General features: G+C 68.4%; 20 protein-coding genes and 8 tRNA genes. 6 read left to right on the top strand and 22 right to left on the bottom strand.

Annotated elements, in window-relative coordinates; all coding sequences use genetic code 11:
* Positions 1–24: 24 nt before the first annotated feature.
* From C1931_RS07300 to C1931_RS07285, 4 genes are all read right to left on the bottom strand, one after another.
* On the bottom strand, positions 25–942 hold the full coding sequence (locus C1931_RS07300) for an ADP-ribosylglycohydrolase family protein (protein WP_108755871.1): 918 nt from the start codon (positions 940–942) through the stop codon (positions 25–27).
* A 116-nt stretch (positions 943–1,058) separates the two neighbouring features.
* A tRNA-Cys gene (locus C1931_RS07295) sits at positions 1,059–1,132 on the bottom strand.
* 65 nt (positions 1,133–1,197) lie between these two features.
* Positions 1,198–1,273 (bottom strand) — tRNA-Gly (locus C1931_RS07290).
* A 155-nt stretch (positions 1,274–1,428) separates the two neighbouring features.
* A tRNA-Gly gene (locus tag C1931_RS07285) sits at positions 1,429–1,504 on the bottom strand.
* Positions 1,505–1,539: 35 nt separating this feature from the next.
* On the opposite strand from C1931_RS07285, the gene C1931_RS07280 reads away from it, so the two are divergent.
* A complete protein-coding gene (locus C1931_RS07280; RefSeq protein ID WP_159093570.1) occupies positions 1,540–2,046 on the top strand; it encodes a hypothetical protein in 507 nt (168 codons plus the stop codon).
* A gap of 3 nt (positions 2,047–2,049) precedes the next feature.
* On the opposite strand, the gene C1931_RS07275 is transcribed toward C1931_RS07280, so the two are convergent.
* From C1931_RS07275 to C1931_RS07210, 14 genes are all read right to left on the bottom strand, one after another.
* Positions 2,050–2,125 (bottom strand) — tRNA-Gly (locus C1931_RS07275).
* 125 nt (positions 2,126–2,250) lie between these two features.
* A tRNA-Gly gene (locus C1931_RS07270) sits at positions 2,251–2,326 on the bottom strand.
* Between the two features lie 375 nt (positions 2,327–2,701).
* Positions 2,702–3,328: a CDP-diacylglycerol--glycerol-3-phosphate 3-phosphatidyltransferase gene (pgsA, locus tag C1931_RS07265; RefSeq protein ID WP_108755869.1), complete on the bottom strand. Its 627-nt coding sequence runs from the start codon at positions 3,326–3,328 to the stop codon at positions 2,702–2,704.
* Between the two features lie 17 nt (positions 3,329–3,345).
* Complete coding sequence (gene uvrC, locus C1931_RS07260) at positions 3,346–5,190, bottom strand: excinuclease ABC subunit UvrC (protein ID WP_108752706.1); 1,845 nt, start codon at positions 5,188–5,190, stop codon at positions 3,346–3,348.
* A complete protein-coding gene (locus C1931_RS07255) occupies positions 5,187–6,599 on the bottom strand; it encodes a hypothetical protein (protein WP_108755868.1) in 1,413 nt (470 codons plus the stop codon). The genes uvrC and C1931_RS07255 overlap by 4 nt, the downstream gene beginning before the upstream one ends.
* Positions 6,596–7,081 (bottom strand): low molecular weight protein-tyrosine-phosphatase, encoded by a 486-nt coding sequence (locus tag C1931_RS07250; RefSeq protein WP_108755867.1) that lies wholly within the window; start codon positions 7,079–7,081, stop codon positions 6,596–6,598. Before C1931_RS07250 ends, C1931_RS07255 begins: the two co-directional genes overlap by 4 nt.
* Positions 7,078–7,851 (bottom strand): 3-deoxy-manno-octulosonate cytidylyltransferase, encoded by a 774-nt coding sequence (gene kdsB / locus C1931_RS07245; protein ID WP_108755866.1) that lies wholly within the window; start codon positions 7,849–7,851, stop codon positions 7,078–7,080. The genes C1931_RS07250 and kdsB overlap by 4 nt, the downstream gene beginning before the upstream one ends.
* Positions 7,852–7,926: 75 nt before the next feature.
* On the bottom strand, positions 7,927–8,946 hold the full coding sequence (lpxK, locus tag C1931_RS07240; protein WP_108755865.1) for a tetraacyldisaccharide 4'-kinase: 1,020 nt from the start codon (positions 8,944–8,946) through the stop codon (positions 7,927–7,929).
* Positions 8,946–10,694, bottom strand: coding sequence for a lipid A export permease/ATP-binding protein MsbA (gene msbA, locus C1931_RS07235; RefSeq protein ID WP_108755864.1), 1,749 nt, complete (start codon positions 10,692–10,694; stop codon positions 8,946–8,948). The genes lpxK and msbA overlap by 1 nt, the downstream gene beginning before the upstream one ends.
* Complete coding sequence (locus C1931_RS07230; protein ID WP_108749183.1) at positions 10,691–11,113, bottom strand: biopolymer transporter ExbD; 423 nt, start codon at positions 11,111–11,113, stop codon at positions 10,691–10,693. Before C1931_RS07230 ends, msbA begins: the two co-directional genes overlap by 4 nt.
* Before the next feature lie 3 nt (positions 11,114–11,116).
* Positions 11,117–11,779 (bottom strand): MotA/TolQ/ExbB proton channel family protein, encoded by a 663-nt coding sequence (locus C1931_RS07225; RefSeq protein ID WP_108749182.1) that lies wholly within the window; start codon positions 11,777–11,779, stop codon positions 11,117–11,119.
* Positions 11,780–11,782: 3 nt separating this feature from the next.
* A complete protein-coding gene (locus C1931_RS07220; protein WP_108755863.1) occupies positions 11,783–14,191 on the bottom strand; it encodes a DNA internalization-related competence protein ComEC/Rec2 in 2,409 nt (802 codons plus the stop codon).
* A gap of 59 nt (positions 14,192–14,250) precedes the next feature.
* Positions 14,251–15,603 (bottom strand): HAMP domain-containing sensor histidine kinase, encoded by a 1,353-nt coding sequence (locus C1931_RS07215; protein WP_108752699.1) that lies wholly within the window; start codon positions 15,601–15,603, stop codon positions 14,251–14,253.
* Position 15,604: 1 nt separating this feature from the next.
* Positions 15,605–16,276 carry a response regulator transcription factor gene (locus tag C1931_RS07210; RefSeq protein WP_108755862.1) on the bottom strand — a complete coding sequence of 224 codons (672 nt, stop codon included), beginning with the start codon at positions 16,274–16,276 and terminating at the stop codon, positions 15,605–15,607.
* 144 nt (positions 16,277–16,420) lie between these two features.
* Between C1931_RS07210 and C1931_RS07205 the strand changes: the two genes are divergently transcribed.
* From C1931_RS07205 to C1931_RS07190, 4 genes are all read left to right on the top strand, one after another.
* Positions 16,421–17,194 (top strand): MipA/OmpV family protein, encoded by a 774-nt coding sequence (locus C1931_RS07205; RefSeq protein WP_108755861.1) that lies wholly within the window; start codon positions 16,421–16,423, stop codon positions 17,192–17,194.
* Between the two features lie 32 nt (positions 17,195–17,226).
* A complete protein-coding gene (locus tag C1931_RS07200) occupies positions 17,227–17,517 on the top strand; it encodes a hypothetical protein (protein ID WP_108755860.1) in 291 nt (96 codons plus the stop codon).
* A gap of 150 nt (positions 17,518–17,667) precedes the next feature.
* On the top strand, positions 17,668–17,898 hold the full coding sequence (locus C1931_RS07195; protein ID WP_108755859.1) for a hypothetical protein: 231 nt from the start codon (positions 17,668–17,670) through the stop codon (positions 17,896–17,898).
* Positions 17,899–17,963: 65 nt separating this feature from the next.
* A complete protein-coding gene (locus C1931_RS07190) occupies positions 17,964–18,443 on the top strand; it encodes a hypothetical protein (RefSeq protein WP_108755858.1) in 480 nt (159 codons plus the stop codon).
* Between the two features lie 81 nt (positions 18,444–18,524).
* On the opposite strand, the gene C1931_RS07185 is transcribed toward C1931_RS07190, so the two are convergent.
* The 3 genes from C1931_RS07185 to uvrB all read right to left on the bottom strand — a co-directional run bounded on the left by C1931_RS07185 (position 18,525) and on the right by uvrB (position 20,886).
* A tRNA-Val gene (locus C1931_RS07185) sits at positions 18,525–18,599 on the bottom strand.
* A gap of 84 nt (positions 18,600–18,683) precedes the next feature.
* A tRNA-Val gene (locus tag C1931_RS07180) sits at positions 18,684–18,758 on the bottom strand.
* A 103-nt stretch (positions 18,759–18,861) separates the two neighbouring features.
* Positions 18,862–20,886, bottom strand: coding sequence for an excinuclease ABC subunit UvrB (uvrB, locus tag C1931_RS07175; protein ID WP_108755857.1), 2,025 nt, complete (start codon positions 20,884–20,886; stop codon positions 18,862–18,864).
* A 152-nt stretch (positions 20,887–21,038) separates the two neighbouring features.
* Between uvrB and C1931_RS07170 the strand changes: the two genes are divergently transcribed.
* Entirely contained in the window at positions 21,039–21,551 is a 513-nt protein-coding gene (locus tag C1931_RS07170) for a GspH/FimT family pseudopilin (protein WP_159095454.1), read from the top strand.
* Positions 21,552–21,613: 62 nt separating this feature from the next.
* Here C1931_RS07170 and C1931_RS07165 read toward each other — a convergent pair.
* Positions 21,614–21,690 (bottom strand) — tRNA-Asn (locus C1931_RS07165).
* Positions 21,691–21,713 lie beyond the last annotated feature (23 nt).

Raw genomic sequence — 21,713 nt, 5'->3', positions numbered from 1 at the left:
GCAAATGTGAACGATGCAGCCCGATCACACCGTTGCCGCGTGCGCCACGACGTTGCGCTGGAACAAACCATCGGCCAACGCCTGGATCTGCGCGCGCAGCGCCAGCCACTGCAGCCACTGCGGTGGAATGCCGGCCATGCCGTGGAAGGCACCGGCCAGCTGCCCCGCCACTGCAGCGGTGGTGTCGGCGTCGTCCCCCAGATTGGCGGCTTCCAGCACCACCGCAGCGAAATCATCGTGCTGCGCGAAGCACCACAACGCCGCTTCCAGACTGTCCACCACGTAACCGCTGCCACGGATCTGCCCGCGACTGCGCGGGCGGTAGCCACCGGCGGCGATGTCACGCAGGCGCTCGCTCTCCACGGCCACTTCGCGCAGATCCAGCACCTGCGCCTTGCTGGCACCGGCCAGTGCCCGCTGCAGCGCGACCGCGAACAGGCGGCACGCATCCAGGCATTCGCGCGCGGCGTGGGTGGTGCGCGAGCTCAGTTCGGCCATGGCCGGCAGTTCCGGCAGACCGGCGTAGCGCAGCACCACCGGTGCCAGGCGCATGATCGAACCATTGCCGGCACTGCGCGGATCGTCGTTGCCGGCCAGCGGCTGACCGGTCAGCAGGAACTGATCGAGCGCCGAACGCGTGGCCATGCCGATATCGAAGCATTCGCCGGTGGCGCTCCAGTAGCCGTGCCGATACCAGTTCGCATAGCGGTTCATCTGGTCGCGTGCATCGAAGTCATCACAGCGCAGCAGGCTTTCGGCCAGGCACATGGCCATCGAGGTGTCGTCGGTCCATTGCCCGCGCTGCAGGTTGAACGGACCGCCGCCCACCATGTCGGTGAGGGGCGTGAAGCTGCCGCGCGGCTTGAATTCCACGGTGGTGCCAACGGCATCACCGCAGGCGAGGCCCAGCAGCGCGCCGCGGAAGTTGTCGATCGGGTTCATCGCTTCAGTGTACGCCGCGGTGGTTCGGCGGCACTGAGCGCTGCGACACACTGCTGCGAGCGGTGAACACGCGCGACGCAAAAAAAAAGCCCGGACCGGAGTCAGGGCTTTTTATCTGGAGGCCTCAAGCGGAATCGAACCGCTGTAAACGGATTTGCAATCCGGTGCATAGCCACTCTGCCATGAGGCCAACGTACCGCTACCAGGGGGTGGCCCTGATATGACAAAACCCCGTGATGGGGCTCTGTCGGAACATGGAGCGGGAAACGAGACTCGAACTCGCGACCTCAACCTTGGCAAGGTTGCGCTCTACCAACTGAGCTATTCCCGCGTAAGCCGTGATGATACCGGAAGACCGGGAACCACACCAGCGATTTGACGCTTGTTTTCACTTTTCTGACTGCGCGAAAAGCCTTGCGGCCCAACGTGCCCCGCCCTGCCAGGGTGGGAGAAAAACAAGGCCCCTTGTGGGGGCCTCATCGAATCTGGAGCGGGAAACGAGACTCGAACTCGCGACCTCAACCTTGGCAAGGTTGCGCTCTACCAACTGAGCTATTCCCGCAGATTCCGTTCGACCTGTGTCGAAGGAGCGCTATTGTGTCCAAATTCCTTCACGCCGTCAACAGTCTTCACGCGCACATGTTCACTCGCCCCGTCCTGCTCACCACACTGCTGGCCAGCCTGCTCTGGCTGGTCCTGCTGGCCCTGCTGATCTCGGCCGGCTACACGCCCGACTACTGGCAGCTGCGACACCTGGAAGACGGTGCCACCCTGCCCTATCCCGCCGCGTCGGTTGCCTGGCTCGCGCTGTCCGGCGCGGGCGTATTGGCGCTGCTTGTCGTGATCGCCCGACCTTGGGCGTTTCGTGGCCTGTGGTGGCGGTTGCCGATCGCGCTGCTGCCGGTGCTGGCGTGGTCGCTGTTGTGGGCGGCCGGCGCCATGCATCAACCACCGGTACAAGGCGCGCACCTGCTGTGGTTGCTGGTGCTGGATCTGGCGTTGCTGCTGGCGCTGCTGGGCATCTGCGTGGTCACGCTGTGCAGGGCCGTTGGCAGACGCCGGGCACAAACGAAAAACGCCCCCGTGCGGGAGCGTTCTTCTTGAATCTGGAGCGGGAAACGAGACTCGAACTCGCGACCTCAACCTTGGCAAGGTTGCGCTCTACCAACTGAGCTATTCCCGCTTGGGAGGCGAAATAATACTGGTTCTGCGCAGGACGTCAAGCGTTTTTCTGCATCTGGCACGCAAACATCGGCAGCGCTGTCGCATACGAAAAACGCCCCCTGTCGGGAGCGTCTTTCTTGAATCTGGAGCGGGAAACGAGACTCGAACTCGCGACCTCAACCTTGGCAAGGTTGCGCTCTACCAACTGAGCTATTCCCGCTTGGGAGGCGAAATTCTACCGGTTCTGTGAATGGCGTCAAGCGATTTTTTCGGGTGGATTTCAGCGGGATTCGGCATCGCGTATCCACGCACGGCGTGGATCTACTACGGTGCGCGATGCATTGGCCAGTAGATCCACGCCATGCGTGGATGGCGGCACGCCTGGGGTCAGTAGATCCACCCCATGCGTGGATGGCGGCACGCCTGGGGTCAGTAGATCCACGCCATGCGTGGATGGAGGCACGTTTGGGGTCAGTAGATGCACGCCATGCGTGGATGGAGGCACGTTTGGGGTCAGTAGATCCACGCCATGCGTGGATGGCTGCGACCGTGGGGTCAGAGCCCTTTCCTGCGGAAAGGGATCCGACCCCGGGGCTCAGTTGCCCAGCTTCTTCTGCCGGGAGCGCTCGCGTGCGGCGCGTTCGTCTTCGCGCAGGCTGGGCCATGCGGCGTGCAGGTACTGCAGGCCCGACCACAGGGTCAGCACGGCGGCGATGGCCAGGGTCCAGTCACCGATATGGAACACCGGCGGCCCCATCCAGATGTCGTCCACCGGCACGTTCGGCGCCACCGAATACAGCAGGCACAGCAGCGCAACCATCTGCGCGGTGGTCTTGACCTTGCCGATCATCGCCACCCGCACTTTGGCGCGCTGCCCCAGTTCGGCCATCCACTCGCGCAGTGCCGACACCGCGATCTCACGGCCGACGATCACCGCCGCCCAGAACGCCATCCACGGCGTGGGGTGGCCCTGCACGATCAGGAACAGCGCCACGGCCACCATCAGCTTGTCCGCCACCGGATCGAGGAAGGCGCCGAACGCCGATTCCAGGCCATAACGGCGCGCGATCCAGCCGTCCAGCCAGTCGGTGATCGCGGCCAGGCCGAAGATCGCCGCGGACGCGAAGTTGGTCCAGGTGTAGGGCAGGTAGAACACCAGCACCAGCACCGGGATCATCACGATCCGCAACAACGTCAGCCAGGTGGGCAGGGTCAACTTCATGCGGCTTGCTTCTCTCTCTATTCGGCCGCGTCCGGCGTGGCCAACCCGTGCAGGTTAGCGTAGATGCGCGCCGCGAGGGCGTCATTGATGCCTTCCACCTTGGCGATTTCCGCTTCACCGGCGGCTTTCAGCCCGACCAGCCCGCCGAAATGCTTGAGCAGGCTGGCGCGTCGGCGCGGACCGATGCCGGGAATGTCTTCCAGCTTGCTGGTCATGCGCGCCTTCTGCCGCCGCCCACGGTGGCCGGTGATGGCGAACCGGTGCGCCTCATCGCGCACCTGCTGGATGAACTGCAGGGCGGGATTGGCCGCACCGGGGCGCAGCTCGCGGCCATCGGGCATCACCAGCGCTTCGTGGCCGGCGCGGCGCTCCACGCCCTTGGCCACGCCCACCAGCAGCACCCCTTCCACGCCCAGGTCGGCCAGCGCGGCCTGCGCCTGCGCCAGCTGGCCGGCACCGCCGTCGATCAGCAGCACATCCGGCAGCACCCCCTGCTCTTCCACCGCGCGGCGGAAACGGCGGTCGATGGCCTGGTGCATGGCGGCGTAGTCATCGCCCGGTTCGATGCCGCTGATGTTGAAGCGACGGTACTGCGCGCGCACCGGGCCGGCCGCATCGAACACCACGCACGAGGCCACGGTCGCCTCGCCCATGGTGTGGCTGATATCGAAGCACTCAACCCGCTTGACCGGTTCGGCCAGGCCCAGCATTTCGCGCAGGGCATCGCTGCGCGCATGCTGCGCATTGCGGCTGTTGAGCTCGGTGGCCAGGGTCAGCTGCGCATTGCGGCTGGCCAGCTCCACATAGCCGGCGCGCTCGCCGCGCACGTTCCACTTCAACTGCACCTTGCGCTCGGCCGAGGCCGACAGCGCCGCCACCAGCAGATCGGCATCGGGAATCTCGCGGTCGAGCAGGATCTCGCGCGGCGGTTCGAACTCGATGTAGTACTGCGACACGAAGGCCGCCAGCACTTCTTCCGGGCTCTCTTCGCCGTTGGTGCGCGGGAAGAACGGGCGCGTGCCCAGGTTGCGGCCATCACGGAACGCCAGCAGCAGCACGCAGGCCTGAGAGCCCTGCATGGCCACGGCCAGCACGTCCAGGTCGGCAGCGCGGCCGTCCACGTACTGGCGCGTCTGCATGCTGCGCAGCGAGGCGATCAGATCGCGCAGGCGCGCGGCCTGCTCGAACTCCAGCGCCTCGCTGGCCTGCTGCATCTGCTCGCCCAGTTCGCGGGTCAGCTCGTCGCTTTTGCCTTCCAGGAACAGCGCGGCGCGACGCACGGATTCGGCGTATTCGTTGGCCGGCACCAGGTCCACGCACGGCGCGCTGCAGCGACCGATCTGGTACTGCAGGCAGGGCCGCGAGCGGTTACGGAACACGCTGTCTTCGCAGCTGCGCAGCTTGAACAGCTTGTGCATCAGGTTCAGCGTTTCGCGCACCGCGGTGACGCCCGGGTACGGACCGAAGTAGCGCCCGGGAATGGCGCGCGGGCCGCGATGCAGGGCGATGCGCGGCCAGTCTTCGCGGGTCAGCAGCACGTGCGGGTACGTCTTGTCGTCGCGCAGGGACACGTTGTAGCGCGGCGACAGCGATTTGATCAGCTGGTTTTCCAGCAGCAGCGCTTCGGCTTCCGACCGCGTGACCGTCACGTCCATGCGCGCGATCTGCGACAGCATCGACATGATGCGCGCATTCTTCGGGCTGCCGTTGAAGTAGCTGCCGACGCGGTTGCGCAGCGCGCGCGCCTTGCCCACGTACAGCAGCGTGTCGTCGGCGGCGTACATGCGGTAGACGCCGGGCGCAGTACTCAACTGGCCCGCGAAGGCCTTGCCGTCGAAGGCCGGGGCAGACGCGGAACTCATTCGCTGATCGGCACTTCGCTCAGCACGCCGCTGTCGGGATCGAAGCGCAGCACGGCGTGGCCGTCGGTTTCGGCAATCCACACTGCGCCAGCACCCACCGCAAGCCCGGCCGGGCCCTGCAGGCGACGTGGCAGCGGCTGGGTCACCAGTTCGCCGCCGCCCAGGCGCAGCGTGCGCAGGCGGCCGTTGCCGGTATCGGCGATCCACAGCAGGGGCGCATCGGGGCTGAGCGCAATCGCCTGCGGGAACTGCAGGCTGGCCTGCGCGCGCGGGCCATCGTCATCGCCGAAGCGCCAGGCGCCCTGCCCGATCAGGGTCTGCACCAGGTCGCCGCGCAGCTGCAGCGCACGGATCGACGAGCCCAGCGCGTCGGCCACGTACAGCACCTGCTGCACCACCGCCACCGCCGTGGGCTGGGCAAAGGCCGCCAGGTGGCCGCTGCCATCGCGCTCGTCGATGGCACCGCTGCCGGCGCGCCACTGCAGGCTGCGCAGGCCCAGATGGAAGCTCCACAGGCGGTTGTCGCCGGCCATGGCGATGTGCAGCTGGTTGTCGGCGATGGCCAGCCCGACCGGGTGGTCAAGTGACACCTGGCGGGCCTGCGCCACAGGGCCCTCCACCGGGGCACCGGGGCGACCGTTGCCACACACGGTGTCGACCTGGCCGGTCATCAGGTTGATGCGGCGCACGGCGTGGTTGCCGGTGTCGGCCACGTAGAGTGATTCGCGCTCCAGGGCCAGGCCCTGCGGGCGGTGGAAGGCCGCCTCAGCCAGGTTGCCGTCCATGAAATCGGCGGTGCCCAGGCCGAACTGGCGCAGCACGCGCCCACCATGGCTGCATTCGAGGATGCGGTGGTGGCCGCTGTCGGCGATGTACAGCCGTTCCTGGCTGACTGCCAACCCCAGCGGGAAGCGCAGCGGGTGCCGTGGCTCGGGCTGCAGTTCGCTGCCACCGCGCGGCGGCGCGGCCGGCGCGCCTTCGCACAGCGCATTGAGCGCCCGCTCCAGCTCGCCCGGTGCGCCCATGCCCACCAGCCGTTGCTGCTCGCGCCCCTGCGCGTCCAGCAACACCAGGGTCGGCCACGCCGTTACGCCGAAGCGGCGCCAGCCGTCCCAGTCGGCATCCAGCAGGGCCGGCATCACCAGCCCCTGCCGGCGCAGCAGCTTCAACGCGGCAGGCGCTTCACGCTCGAAATCGAAGCGCGGCACCTGCAGCACCAGCGGCTGCAGCTTGCCGGGATTGCGCGACAGCCACTGGCCGAACTCGGCCAGGCGCTGCGCGCTCCACGCCGAGGCGGCGTTGACGAACAGCAACGCGACCGGCCGGCCCCGCAGCTCAGTCAGGGTGCAGGGCGCGGCATTGAGCCACGTAGCGAATTCCGGCAGGTCCGGGACGGGCTGGACGTTCATGGCTCGATTATGCCGGAGTCGGCGTCATGCAACAGTCGTGCCACGACAGATTTCGCCGCGTCATCGACCATTGTCCAGACCTGCTCGAAGTGATCCTGGCCGCCGGTGTAGGGGTCGGGAATGGCGCCACCGCGCAGCCCCGCCCACGGCAGGTACAGCGCCAGCCGGTCCCTGCCCGGTGCATCCGTCAGGCGCCCGGCATCGCGCAGATTGGCCCCATCGGCGCACAACACCCAATCGAAGCGGTCGAAATCGGCGGCCTGCAGCTGGCGTGCGCGCAGGCCGCTGATGTCCACGCCATGGCGTGCCGCGCAGGCGATCGCACGCCGATCCGGCGGCTCGCCGACATGCCAGTCACCGGTGCCGGCCGAATCCACCTGCACCCTCCCCGCCAGGGGCGAGGCCTGCAGGCGCGCGCGCAGCGCCCCTTCGGCCATCGGAGAGCGGCAGATGTTGCCCAGGCAGACCAGCAGCAGCTTCATCGGCCGCCCATGGCCTGCAGGCGTGCCTCGGCGCGTTCCAGGTCTTCAGGCGTATCGATGCCCGGCGGGAACGCTTCGGGCGAGATCGCCACGCTGATCGCATGGCCGGCCTCCAGCACACGCAGCTGCTCCAGCGCTTCCACCTGCTCCAGCTGGCCCGGCGGCATCGCCGCGAACTGCTGCAGGAAGCCGGCGCGGTAGCCATAGATGCCGATGTGGCGCAGCCAGCGATGGCCGTCCGGCAGCACCTCGCGGCTGCGTGCGAAGCCGTCGCGGTGCCAGGCGATCGGCGCGCGGCTGAAGTACATCGCCTCGTTACGCACGTTGCGCACCAGCTTCACCACGTTCGGATCGAACAGGGTATGGGCGTCTTCCACGGCGGTGGCCAGGGTCGACATCGGCGCATCACCTTCGACCAGCGCCTGGGCCACCGCGCGGATGCCCGCGGCTGGCGCAAACGGTTCGTCGCCCTGCAGGTTGACCACGACCGTGTCATCGGCCCAGCCGGCAATGCGCGCGCACTCGGCCAGGCGGTCGGTACCGGAGGCATGGCTGCTGGCGGTCATCGCCACCTTCACCTCACCCAGCCCGGCAAGCGCGTCGGCGATGCGGGTGTCATCGGTGGCGACCCAGACCTCGCGCGCACCGGCCTGCAGCGCACGGTGCGCCACGTGCAGCACCAGCGGTTCGCCGCCGAGCAGCCGCAGCGGCTTGCCGGGCAGCCGCGAAGCGGCATAGCGGGCGGGAATGGCGACGACGAAATCATTCATGCAGGCGGTACTCGGCAGGCGCGATACAGCAGGAATGCGGCCGGCAACGCGCAGATGCAAGCGCCCGGCGGCCGCTCAGTTCGGGCGCAGCTTGTCCAGGCGGTCGGTCAGGGCCACCCAGAACGCGGCAGGCAGATCGGCACGCAGCGGCACCGCAAAGTGCCAGTCGTTGCCGAAGGCACGGCACTTCACCGCGTCTTTTTCGGTCATCAGCACCGGCAACTGGCTGCCGAAGGACAGGTCCTGCGGCTGGTACACCTGGTGGTCGGCGAACGCGTGCGGCACCACGCCGATGCCGCGCGCGCGCAGCATGTCGAAGAAGCGCTGCGGATGGGAGATGCCGGCCACTGCGTGCACGCGCTGCCCGGCAAACGAGGACAGCGGTCGACTGCGCCCGCCCGGCAGCGGCTGCGCGCTGTCGATCTGCAGGGCCATCGGCCACTGGCCGAACCCACAGGCCTGCGCGGCCGCGGCCGCATCGGCCTGGCCCAGGTTGACCACGCGGAAATCGCAATGCTCGGCGCGGCTGACCGGCTCGCGCAACGGCCCGGCCGGGATCATCCGGCCGTTGCCATAGCGGCGCTGTGCGTCCACGACTTCGATCTCGATGTCGCGTGCCAACCGGTAATGCTGCAGACCGTCGTCACAGACGATCACGTTGCAGCCGGCGTCCACCAGCGCCTTGCCCGCGGCCACGCGGTCGCTGTCCACGCGCACGGGAACGCCGGTTTTCCAGGCGATCAGCACCGGTTCGTCACCGCCCAGTGCGGTGGACGTATCGGCGTCCACCCAGCGCGCGGTGCCGGCGTCGTCGCGGCCATAGCCACGGCTGGCCACGCCCGGCTTCCAGCCGGCCTCGCGCAGGCGGTTGACCAGTTCGATCGTCAGCGGCGTCTTGCCGGTGCCGCCCGCGGTGATGTTGCCGACCACGATGACCGGCACCGGCAGCGCATGGCGCTTGCGCCAGCCACGGCGGTACAGCTGCCGGCGCAGGCCGGCAATGCCGGCGTAGACCGGTGCCAGCAGGCGCATCGGCCACGGTACCGGGCTGCCGTCGTACCAGTACGCGGGGGTCTGGGTGCCCTTTGCAGCCATCAGTCCTGCCTGTCGCGGAACTGCATGCTGTGCAGGTGCTGGTACAACCCGCCCATGGCCAGCAGTTCCTGGTGGGTGCCGCGTTCGACGATACGGCCGTGATCCATCACCAGCACCTGGTCGGCGTGTTCGATGGTGGACAGGCGGTGCGCGATCACCAGCGTGGTGCGCTCGGGCATCAGGCGCTGCAGCGCATCCTGCACCAGGCGTTCGGATTCGTTGTCCAGCGCCGCGGTCGCCTCATCCAGGATCAGGATGGGGGCATCACGCAGGATCGCGCGGGCAATCGCCAGGCGCTGGCGCTGGCCGCCGGACAGCAGCGCGCCGTTCTCGCCCACCGGCGTCTGCAGCTGTTGCGGCATGCGCGCGATGAACTCCCAGGCATTGGCCGCTTCGGCCGCGGCCCGGATCTGTTCGTCGGTCGCGTCCATGCCGTAGGCGATGTTGGCGGCGATGGTGTCATCGAACAGCATGACCTTCTGCCCGACCATGGCCACCTGCCGGCGCAGGTCGGACAGCGGGTACTCGTCCAGCGGCACCCCGTCGAGCGCGATGACGCCGCCGCTGGGCTCGTAGAAGCGCGGCACCAGCCGGATCAGGCTGGTCTTGCCGCTGCCGGACCGGCCGACGATGGCGGTGACCGTACCGGGCCTGGCCACGAAGCTGATGTCGTCCAGCGCGATGCCGCTGTCTTCGCGGTAGCGCAGCATCACGTGGTCGAACGACAGTTCGCCACGCACGCGCTGCACGCGGGTGGTGCCGGTATCACGTTCGACCGGCATGTCGATGATGCCGAACAGGCGCTCGGCGGCGGCCACGCCGCGCGAGATCGACGTCTGCACGCTGGTCAAGCGGCGCAGCGAAGGAATGATGGCCATCATCGAGGTCATCAGGCCCATGAACTGACCCGCGTTGAGCTTGCCGGCCAGGGCTTCGCGGGTGGACACCCAGACGATCACCGCCAGCGCCAGCGCGGCCAGGAACTGGACCACGCTGGAGGCGGCCGCACGGGTCACTTCCACCTTCATGTTCAGCGCCAGCATGCGGTTGGCCAGGCGCGAATAGCGGGTCATCTCGTGCTGCTGGGTGCCGTGCACCTTCACTTCCTGCTGCGCGGCCAGCGACTGCTCGGCGGTCTGCGCCATGGTGCCCATGCCGTCCTGGATGCCACGGCTGATGCGCCGGTAGCGCTTGCCGACATAGGACACGATGGCACCGATCAGCGGCACCACCAGCAGCATCGCCAGGGTCACCTTCACGCTCATCTGCAGCATCACCACCAGCATGGCGATGATGGTCAGGGTATCGGCCACCACGGTCTTCAGCGCATCGGCACTGGCCTGGGTGACCTGCTCGGTATCGAAGTTCAGGCGGCTGACCATCACCGGCGTGGCTTCGTTGTCGAAGTGCGACGACGGCAGGTGCAGGTACTTGTGCAGCACCTGCTCACGCAGGTCGCGCACCACGCTGCGGCCGGTCTTGGCCAGCGTGTAATCGCTCACCCAGGTGGCCAGGCTGCGCATCATGAACAGGCCAAGGATGGTCAGCGGCAGGATCACCGCCATGCGCGGCTCGGGGTTGACGAAGCCACGGTTGACCAGCGGCTCCATCAGCTTGGTGAAGTGGTACCCGGCCAGGGCCTCGACCACCATGGCGATGACGGCGGCCACCATGAACACCCAGTAAGCCCGGGTATAGCCGAGCAGGCGTTTGTAGATCGGCCACACTGGCGCGTGTTTGGAACTCATGGACGCACCTCTGGCGCTGTTGCGATTGCGATACGGCGGAAGCCGAGCTGGCCCAGCGCATCCTGCGCGGTGACCACGGCCTGGTAGGGAGTGCGTGCGTCGGCGCGCAGCAGCACGGTCTGCTGGCGGTCGCTGCCGGCAACGGCGGCGATGGTCTGCTTGACCGATTCAACGTCGCTGCGCAGCACTTCCTGGTCGTTGATGAAGTAACGGCCTTCGGCGTTGATCAGCACGCTAAGCGAACGCGGCGGTTCGGGGTTCTGCTGGTCGCTGGCCGTCGGCAGCTGCACCTGCAGGGTCGAGCGCGCATCGAAGGTGGTGGTGACCACGAAGAAGATGATCAGCACCAGGATGACGTCGATCAGCGGCACCAGGTCGATGTGCGGCTCATCCTGGGATCGGTCGTTGCCGATGCGCATCGATCAGGCCTTGGCCGTGGCAGGCGCTGCGGCGCGCGCGACCGGGGCCGGGTTCATCACCCCCGGGCGACCATCGAGCGTGTCCAGCAGGGCACTGGCCTCCTGCTCCATCTCCACCACGTAGCCGTGGATGCGGCCCTTGAAGTAGCGATGGAACATCAGCGCCGGAATGGCCACGATCATGCCGGTGGCGGTGCAGACCAGCGCCTTGCCGATACCGCCGGCGAGCTGGTTCACATCGCCCACGCCGTGGTCGAGGATGCCCAGGAACATCTGGATCATGCCGATGACGGTGCCCAGCAGGCCCAGCAGCGGGCCGGCCGAGGCGATGGTGCCCAGCGCATTGAGGAAACGTTCCATGCGATGCACCAGGTGGCGGCCGGTGTCTTCGATGCGCTCGCGGATCTGGTCGCGCGGGCGGTTGCGGGCTTCCAGCGCGGCCGCCAGCAGGGCGCCCAGCGGCGAGTTGGCGCGCAGGGTCTGCAGGTGGGCCGGGTCGAGCTTGCCGCGTGCGGCCCAGTTGCGCACTTCCTGGCCCAGGCCAGGCGGCAGCACCTCGTTACGCCGCAGGGACCAGAAACGCTCCAGGACGATTGCCAAAGCCAGTACGCCCAACAGCAGCAGCGGCACCATCGGCCAGCCACCGGCCTTGACCAGTTCCCACACGTTTCAACCCTCCGGCCCATCGGCCGCTTGTTCGATCGACGATAGGATAGCAGCCGACCGTGCCCGCCCAGCGGCATCCCACCACCGGGCTGCGTGGACCCGCTGTTCGCGCACCTGCAGGCCTTGTGCGCCAAGCCATACGCGGATCGCGCCGGTGTCGGCGGTGACCAGCACTTCGGCGCCCGCTGCGCGCCAGCGCTGCACTACGTCACGTTTCGGGTGCCCAAAGCGGTTCTGGTGGCCGGCCGAGACCAGCGCCAGCCGGGGCTGCACCGCCGCCACCCAGGCCGGGCTGGAGCTGCCGCCGCTGCCGTGGTGCGGCACCAGCACCACGTCGGCGCGCAGGTGGTGCGGGCGCTCCTGCAGCAGCCGCTGTTCGGCGCTGCGGCCGATATCGCCCGGCAACAGCACGGCCCCGTGGGCGCCGGCAATGCGCAGCACGCAGCTGGCTTCATTGCCATCCGCGACCGCGGTGCGGCCGGGGTGAAGCACCTGGAAATCGACCCCGTCCCACTGCCAGCGCAGGCCCTGTCGGCAGAAGGCCTGGGCGCCGGGCGGCGCCTGCCCGGGCGGGGCCAGCACCTGCAGCCCCGGCAGCTGCCGGCGCAGTGCCGGCAGCCCGCCGGCGTGATCCAGGTGATCGTGGCTGAGCAGCAGAAGCCGTGGCGGTGCCTGCCCCAGCGCGCGTACGGCCGGCATCAGCACCCGCTCCGCTGCCTCGGCGCCGCCGGGCGGCCCGGCGTCGTACCACAGCGCATGGGTGGCCGTTCTCACCAGGACTGCGGCGCCCTGCCCCACATCGTGCACCAGCAGCTCAACCTCGCCGTGGCGCGGCGCCGGCGCCGCTGGCCAGAGCAGCGGCAGGCACAACAGCCCACCGACCAGCAGGCCGCCACTGCCGCGCGGCAGCAGCCACCAGAACACCCCCACGACCGCCGCCGGCAGTGCCCAGCGTGGCGCTTCGGCCAGCCACCACATGGCCTGTGGCTGCGCCGCCAGCGGCTGCAACGCCTGCCAGCTGAGTTCGAACAGCCAGGCCGCCGCCCGCCACGGCCAGCGCCCCGCGCCGTCATGCACGGCGTGCAGCGCGGTACCGGCCAGCGCGACCGGCACCACCACCAGGCTCCACCAGGGAATGATCGGCAGGTTCAGCAGGGGCCCCCAGCGCGCGGTTCCGCCGAACAGCGCGACCGCCAGCGGCAGCAGCGCGACGCTGGCCACGCCCTGCCCCGCCAGCGCGGTGCGCACGTGCTGCCACAGCCCATGCGGGCGTTGCTGCGGCAGGCACCACAACAGCCACAGGACGCCACCGAAACTGAGCCAGAAGCCGGCCGACAGGATCGACAACGGTGCCGGCAGCACCATCAGCAGCGCGGCCAGGGCCAGGCATTGCGGCACCGATACGGGCCGCCGCGCCACCCGGGCCAGTGCCACCACCGCGATCATCAGGGCCGTGCGCACCGTCGGCAGCTCGGCACCGGCCAGCAAGGTGTAGCCGCCCGCCGCCAGCGCCGCCGCGAGGGCGGCCGCCTGCGGGCGCGGCACGTGGACCGCCAGCGGCGCCCACAGCCGCCACGACATTGCACACAGCAACGCACCGAAGCCGGCCACCAGCCCCACGTGGAAGCCGGATATCGCAATGAGGTGGGTCAGGCCCAATGCACGCAGGTGCTCCCAGTCGGTATCGGTCAGCCCGCGGGTATCGCCCAGCGCCAGCGCCTGCACGAAGCGCGCCGAGGGGCGCCCGACCTGGGTGGCGATGGCATCGCTGCAGGATTCGCGCCATGCCAGCAGGCCGTGGGCCGGGCGCAGCAGCCGGGGGGGCCGCTGCTGCTGCACGCTGGCGTTGCCTGCCAGCCCCTGCAGCAGTGCATGGCGTTCACCGTCGAAGCCGCCGGGATTGATGCGCGAACGCGGCGCTCGTATCCGCAACGCCAGCTGCCACTGCGCGCCGGCACGCACGGCATGGCGCTGCTCCGCGGCAACGCCGCCGTTGCGCGCCTCGGCCCCTTTCAGCGCAGACCAACGCACCTGCAGCCGACGGCCACGCAGGGCGGGCAGGCCATCGGCGTGCGCGACCTGCAGCGTGAAGCGGGTGTGGTCGCGGGCATGGGTCGGCAGATCGACCACCCGACCGCGCACCTGCACCACCTGCGCCGCAGCACCTGGCGGCCACTGCTGTTGCAGCGCTGCATGGCCGTGGCACGTCGCCCAGCCGAGACCGAATACGGCGGCCGCCACCACCCGGCCGCGCCAGCGCAGCAGCCAGCCCGGCAACGCCACCACCACCAGCAGCACGCCCAGCCACATCGGCAGCAGGGCCGACGCAGCACTACAGGCCAGCACCCCCAGCACCAGCGCAGCGGCGCAACCGGGGCCAAGGCAGGCAGACAGGGGCACGGTCGCGGCCATGCCCCCAGCCTGCAGGCATGCCGCCCGCAACGGCCATCAGCCAACGCCGTGCTGCGCCGTCAGCGTTCGCTTCGGCGTGACGCCCCGCGGTGGAAGTTCACCCGGAACCGCGCACCGCCGCCCGGCGCTTCCCCCACGCTCACGCTGCCGCCATGGTGCTGCACGATTTCCTTCACCAGGTGCAGGCCCAGGCCACTGCCGTTGCCGGCCGCACGCAGCCGGTGGAATGGCTCGAAGATCGCTTCGCGATCGCCCACCGGCACACCGGCGCCCTGGTCGCTGACGTCCAGCAGGCCCTGCGGGTCCACCCGCACGCAGATGGTGCCGCGACCACCGCCGTGCACGATGGCGTTGTGCACCAGGTTGGCGATCACCCGGCCCAGCGCCAGCCCGTCGCCCTGGATCCACACCGGGGTGTCGGGCGCATCCACTTCGAAGCCATAGCCGGCCCCCACCACCAGCGGTGCCAGTTCGGCCGCCGCTTCCCGCACCAGGTGCGCCAGGTCCAGCCGCTGCAGTGCGGTGGTGTTGCGATCCAGCCGCTGCAGGTCCAGCAGATGTTCGGCGACATTGCCCAGCCGCGCCACATCGGTCAGCAGCTGCGATTTCAGTTCGCCCTGCGGCAGCTGCGAAAGACGCGCCTGCACCACCGCGATCGGCACGCGCAGTTCGTGGGCGGCATCGGCCAGGAATTTGTCACGCGCGGCGTAACCCTGCTGCACCTTGTCGATGGCATCGTTGAAGGCTTCGACCAGGGGCGCGATTTCGGTGGACACCAGCTGCGCATCCAGCCGCGCGCCGGGCTGGCCCACATCCAGCTCCTTGGCCTGCTGCGCGGAACGGCGCACGCCGCGCATGGCGCGGTGGATCACGGTAGGCATCACCAGCAGGGTGACCACGATCAGCGGCAGGAAGAACCACAAGCCGATCAGCCGCAGCACCATCAGCGCGCCGTCGACCAGGCCGCCCTTGGGCGCGCCGCCAACCATCACCGTGATGCGCCGGCCTTCGTCGTAGCGGATCATCACCCGCGCCACATCCAGGTAGGGCGGCACCAGCGAACCCAGCTCGGTCGCGCCCAGCGTCGGCAGGCGCGCCAGCAACGGCGCATGCACGCTGGGCACCTTGCCACGTTCCAGCCACGCGCCGCGGTCGTCCACTGCGGCGAACCACAGGTTGCCGCCGGCGCGCGCATCGACCTTCTGCCAACGGGCTTCGTCCAGCTGCAGGCGGCCATCCACGCTGCGCAGCGCGTCGGCCACGTCCTCGGCCATGAACATGTCCATGCCCCAGGTGTCCTTGTCACCCCAAGTGATGATCAGCGCGGCCACGGCGAACAGCACGGTGAAGGCCTGTGCCAGGAACAGCCGCCAGGCCAGGCCCAGGGTGATCGAACGGATCTGCCGGGCCATCTCAGACCTCCGCCAGCAGATAACCGACGCCGCGGATCACGTGGATTTCCACGCCCGCCCCGGCCTGGTGCAGCGCCTTGCGCAGCTTGGAAATATGCGCGTCCAGCGCATTGGACTGGATCTCGTCATCGAAACCGTACACCGCCGCTTCCAGCGCGCTGCGGGTGACGGTGCGCCCCTGGCGCATGGCCAGTGCCTGCAGCACCAGCACCTGGCGCCGCGGCAGCGCCAGCAGCTGACCATCGACCTCGGCCTGCAGCGATTCGAAGTCGAATGCCAGCCGGCCCAGCACCAGGCGCGGGGTCACCATGGCCGTCGGCCGCCGCGATACCGCGCGGATGCGCGCCATCAGTTCTTCGATGGCGACCGGTTTGACCAGGTAATCATCGGCACCCACGTCCAGCCCTTCCACCTTGTCCGACAGCGCGCCCTTGGCGGTCAGCATGATCACCGGCAGATTGGGGCGCAGTGCGCGGGCGGTGGCGACGAAGGCCACGCCATCGCCATCGGGCAGCTGCCGGTCCAGCAGCAGCAGCTGGTGTACCGGTTCGCGCAGGGCCAGTGCCGCCTCGGCCAGGCTGCCGACCACGTCGGCGACCACGCCCTGCCGCTCCAGCCCACTCTGCAGGGCACGGGACAGATCGGGATCATCTTCGACCAGAAGGATGCGCATCGGAAGCTCGGTGGCGGAAATCGCTGCCGATGATAGTGCCTGTGGCGGCACGTCGACGTGCTCGTCGCGTCCACCGACCGCGCAATGTTCCGACAATGTTGGCGGCGCAGCATGGGGGCTTGTTCCCTGCCAAGTCGTCCCTCGATGTCCCTGCGCTCCTCTGCCCTGCTGCGCCCCCTGCTGTGCACCGTCGCTCTCTCCACGCCGCTGCTGGCAACCGCCCAGGACCAGGAGGCCGCACCGGGCGTGCAGGCCGGCATCACCATTGGTGCGACCACCGGTGCGTACGCGCACTACGATGACAAGCCGCTGGTGGTGCCGGCGCTGGCATGGCAGGGCAAGCGCTTCTTCGCCAGCCCCGGCTCGCTGGGCATGCACCTGTACAAGGCCGATGGCCTGCGGGTATCGGCGGTGGTCACGCCTTACACGCTGCGCTTCAAGACCGACGATGTGAACGATGCGCAGCTGCGCCGCCTGCACAGCCGGCAGATGTCGGCCATGGCCGGCGTCAATGCCGAGTACAAGGCGGATTGGGGCATCGTGGGTGCCAGCGTGCAGCGTGAAGTCAGCGGCCACGGCGGCGGCATGGAATCGAGCCTGCACTACAGCTACCCGATCCAGGCCGGCCGTTTCACCTGGGTGCCGCGGGTGGGCGTGGTGCATTCCAGTGCGCGCCTGCTGGACTACTACTACGGCATTTCCAACGAAGAAGCCCTGCGTTCGGGCCTGGCGGCCTACCGCCCAGGCAGCGCCACCTCGCCCAGCCTGCAGATCGCGGTCAGCACGCCGCTGGGCAGCAAGTGGCGTGCCACCGGCGTGGTCGCCAACGAGTGGTTCGGCGATGCGGTGAAAGACAGCCCGATGACCCGCGATGGCAGCCAGACCTCCGCGTTCATTTCATTGATGCGCGCCTTCTAGCGCCGCGCATTCATTGCCCAGAAGGACCTAGCATGGCTGCCGCCAGCCCCCTCCCCGACGCACACGCGATCCTGCGCGCCCCCGACCTGGACAGCGCCGAGCGCGTGTACCTGGGCCTGCTGCCGGACCTGGCCCACGTGGACGCGCTCACCCGCCATGCGCTGGGTGCGTCGCGGGCGGCCGATGCCGCCGCGCGCGGCTATGTGCTGTCGATGACGCTGGTGGGGCTGCGCCTGCAGGAACTGGAAATGGACGAGCCGTGCGCCAGCGCACACCGCCAGGCCTCGCTGCACAGCCTGCGCCAAGCGTTTGCCGCCGCCTGAGCGCGCGACGCAGCGGGTCCGGGTGTCCCTGGCCCCGGATTCATCCTCGACCCATGCGCTTGGCACGCGGTTTTCCACGCTTCGTCGCATGCCGCTACCGGCCGCCGCGCGCCGGTGACAGGCTGGGCTCCCTTTCCGGAGCACCGTGCCATGCCGATGCTTGCCCTGCTTCTGCTGTATGCCGCCGTGCTCGGTGGTGACGAAACGCTGCCGGTGGCGCACGTACAGGTGCGCCTTGGCCAGGACAGCGTGCTGTGCTGGGAACGCGATACCACCCAGCGCACGCGCACGCTGGGCCTGTGGCGGCAGACCGACGGCGGCTGGCAGCTGCAGCATCGCCTGCGCGTCAGCAGCGCACGCATGCTGTCTTCATCGCAATGAGGGTCGCGGTTCATCCGCGGCAGCGCCGATGATGCAAGCATGGGCGCCTGTCGAAAGGATGCGCCATGACCCTGTCTTCTTTCATCCGCGCGGGCCTGATGCTGGCGTGCGTGCTGCTTGCGGGCTGCTGCCCGTTCGGTAGCGAGATTCGCTCCCGCCCCACGTTCGTCAATCCACACGTGTCGCCGGCAACATCGCGCGCCCAGGGGGCCGCCTGTGATCGCCTGGGCGCACGCCTGCGCAGCGAGCTGGAACGTCGCTTCGTCGACACCACGCGCGCGCAGTGTGCGCTGCCGCAGCCCTTCGCCGACTACACGATCGTGAACGCCGCCGGCCAGGCCCTGCCGCCTGACGAGGCCGCCGAGCGGCGTGCCAGCCATGTGCAGCGCCTGTGCGCGGACCCGGTGCGTACCGACAAGGAACTGGCCGCGCTGTGCCCGGACTGCCGGGCCCGGGCTGACGATCAGGTAGCGCAGTGCCGCACGGAAAAGGGCATCGTGCGCAGCTCGAAGCCGGTGCGGATGTGCAGCATGATCCGTTTCTAGCCGGGCGGCAGAAACGAAAACGCCGGCCCAGGGCCGGCGTTCGGGATTTCCACCGCTGCACCGGCAATGCCGGGAGCCAGGTGGTGGGCGGTACAGGGTTCGAACCTGTGACCCCTACCATGTCAAGGTAGTGCTCTACCGCTGAGCTAACCGCCCAATGAATCTGCATGTCTGGACTGAAAAACCCGGCTTGCCGGCCGGGTTTGTCTTTCTCACGACAGCCCCTTGCCAGGGACTTCGTGGTGGGCGGTACAGGGTTCGAACCTGTGACCCCTACCATGTCAAGGTAGTGCTCTACCGCTGAGCTAACCGCCCGTTTTTCCTGCATTTCCGCGATTGCGTCGGTGCAGGCCGCGTATATTACGGATGCCGGCGCGCCAGCGCAATAGTTTTGTGAAGGCAGCCGACGTTGGCCCGTTCAGCCAAGGCTGGCTTCCTTCAGCTGCCGGATCTGGTCACGCACACGCGCGGCATCCTCGAACTCGAGGTCCTTGGCGTGCTGGTACATCTGTTGTTCCAGCGCCTTCAGGCGTGAAGCAAGCTGGGCCGGGCTGAGCGAGCGGTAGTCCGTCGCCGGCTCGGCCACGCCGCCACGGGCCTTGCCCTTGCCCTTGCGCGCTTCCTTCTCGGCGGCTTCCGAGCGCGCACCTTCCAGTACGTCGGTGATCGGCCGGGCCACCGAACGCGGCACGATGCCGTGTTCTTCGTTGTACTCGACCTGCTTGGCCCGGCGGCGGTCGGTCTCGTCGATCGCTGCCTGCATGGAACGGGTGATCTTGTCGGCGTACAGGATCGCCTTGCCGCGCACGTTGCGCGCGGCGCGGCCGATGGTCTGGATCAGCGAGCCGGTGGAGCGCAGGAAGCCTTCCTTGTCCGCGTCCAGGATCGCCACCAGTGACACCTCGGGCATGTCCAGGCCTTCGCGCAGCAGGTTGATGCCCACCAGCACGTCGAACTTGCCCAGGCGCAGGTCACGGATGATCTCCACGCGTTCGACGGTGTCCACGTCCGAATGCAGGTAGCGCACGCGGATGCCATGCTCGGTCAGGTACTCGGTCAGGTTTTCGGCCATGCGCTTGGTCAGCGTGGTGACCAGCACGCGATCGCCCGCCTTGATGCGCTCGTTGGCCTCGCTCATCAGGTCGTCGACCTGGGTGCCGACCGGGCGGATTTCCACCACCGGATCGATCAGGCCGGTCGGGCGTACCACCAGTTCGGTGATCTCATCGGCCGACTCGCGCAGCTCGTACGGGCCCGGCGTGGCCGAGACGTAGATGCTGCGCGGGCAGCGCGCTTCCCATTCCTCGAAGCGCAGCGGCCGGTTGTCCAGCGCCGAAGGCAGGCGGAAACCGAACTCGACCAGGGTCTCCTTGCGTGACCGGTCGCCCTTGAACATGGCACCGATCTGCGGAATGGTCACGTGCGATTCGTCGATCACCAGCAGCGCATCCGGCGGCAGGTAATCGAACAGGGTCGGTGGCGGCTCGCCGGCATTCTTGCCGGTCAGGTGCCGCGAGTAGTTTTCGATGCCGTTGCAGAAGCCCACCTCGGCCATCATCTCGATGTCGAACTGGGTGCGCTGGGCCAGGCGCTGGGCCTCGACCAGCTTGTTCTGCGCGTACAGCTGCTCCAGCCGCTCCTTCAACTCCACCTTGATGGTTTCAACCGCCGCCAGCACGCGCTCGCGGGTGGTGGCGTAGTGGGTCTTCGGGTACACGGTGAAGCGCTGCAGGTTGCGCATCGTCTCGCCGGTGAGCGGATCGAACATCGTGATCTTCTCGACCTCGCCATCGAACAGCTCGATGCGCAGGGCCTCGCTGTCCGACTCGGCCGGAAACACATCGATCACTTCGCCGCGCACGCGGAAGGTGCCGCGCTGCAGTTCGTACTCGTTGCGCGTGTACTGCAGCTGGGTCAGATGGTTGATCAGGTCGCGCTGGTCGATGCGCTCACCCTTGGACAGGATCAGGCGCAGCGACAGATAGTCCTCCGGCGCGCCCAGGCCGTAGATGGCCGACACCGTGGCGACCACGATCGCATCCGGGCGCGACAGCAGGGTCTTGGTGGCGGCAAGGCGCATCTGCTCGATGTGCTCGTTGATCGAACTGTCCTTCTCGATGAAGGTGTCCGACGAAGGCACGTACGCTTCGGGCTGGTAGTAATCGTAATAGCTGACGAAGTACTCCACCGCGTTGTGCGGGAAGAACGCCTTGAACTCACCATACAGCTGCGCCGCCAGCGTCTTGTTCGGCGCCATGATCAGCGTCGGCTTCTGCACGTTCTGGATGACGTTGGCGATGGTGTAGGTCTTGCCAGAACCGGTGACGCCCAGCAGGGTCTGCTTGGCGATGCCGGCCTGGAAATTGTCGGTCAGCTTCGCAATGGCATCGGGCTGGTCGCCAGCCGGCGAATAGGGCGAAACGAGTTGAAAGCTGTCGCTCATGGTGCTGCCAGATCCCAGGAACCCGCAGTATACCGGCCACTCCAGTGACGACCGGTTGAACCATAACCCGATTCAGGCAGCGGCAAAACCCGATGGTGTCGCGCCGCCCGCGGGCGGAGGCTGGTGCCCTGCCCGCTGCTGGAGTCCGCCTGATGCTCTCCCCTGCCCCCGGCCACACCCTGGCCGAACTGCTGCTGGCCATTGCGGTGCTGGCGATCCTGGCCTGCCTGGCGGCGCCGCCGTTCGCGGGCCTGCTGGATCGCCTGCGCGCCGACCAGCTGCGCATGCAGCTGCACACGGCGCTGAACCAGGCCCGCAGCACGGCGCTTACCCACCGCCGCTCCGTGCTGGCCTGCCCTAGCAGCGACGGCCTGCAGTGCGGGCAGGACTGGAGCCAGGGCTGGCTGCTGCGCGCCGAACAACCACGGCCGGATGAGGCCGATCCGGCACCACCACTGGCCGCGCGCCAGCTTCAGAGCCATTCCTCATTGCAGGCCTTCAGCACGCACGGTCGCCCGCACATCGTGTTTCGTGCCAGCGGGCGCAGCGCGGGCAGCAATGCGCGCATCCGCGTCTGCCAGCGCGGCCTGACGCAGGCCGAAGTGGTGGTGAGCAATACCGGGCGTGTGCGCTCGCTGCGCAGCGCGTCGCCGGAACCCTGCTGAAGCACGCGGATGCCGGACGCAGAAAAGCAGAAGCCGCGATTTCTCGCGGCTTCTGCAGGATCTGGCGCCCGAAGTTGGACTCGAACCAACGACCCCCTGATTAACAGTCAAGTGCTCTAACCGGCTGAGCTATTCGGGCGGGGAGGCGCATTCTAGTAGCTG

Origin of the sequence: Stenotrophomonas sp. YAU14A_MKIMI4_1 (genome assembly GCF_003086855.1) — a bacterium.
Taxonomy (GTDB): domain Bacteria; phylum Pseudomonadota; class Gammaproteobacteria; order Xanthomonadales; family Xanthomonadaceae; genus Stenotrophomonas.
Note: the sequence above shows the minus strand (reverse complement) of the source record. Positions and strands in the feature narration are given on the sequence as shown.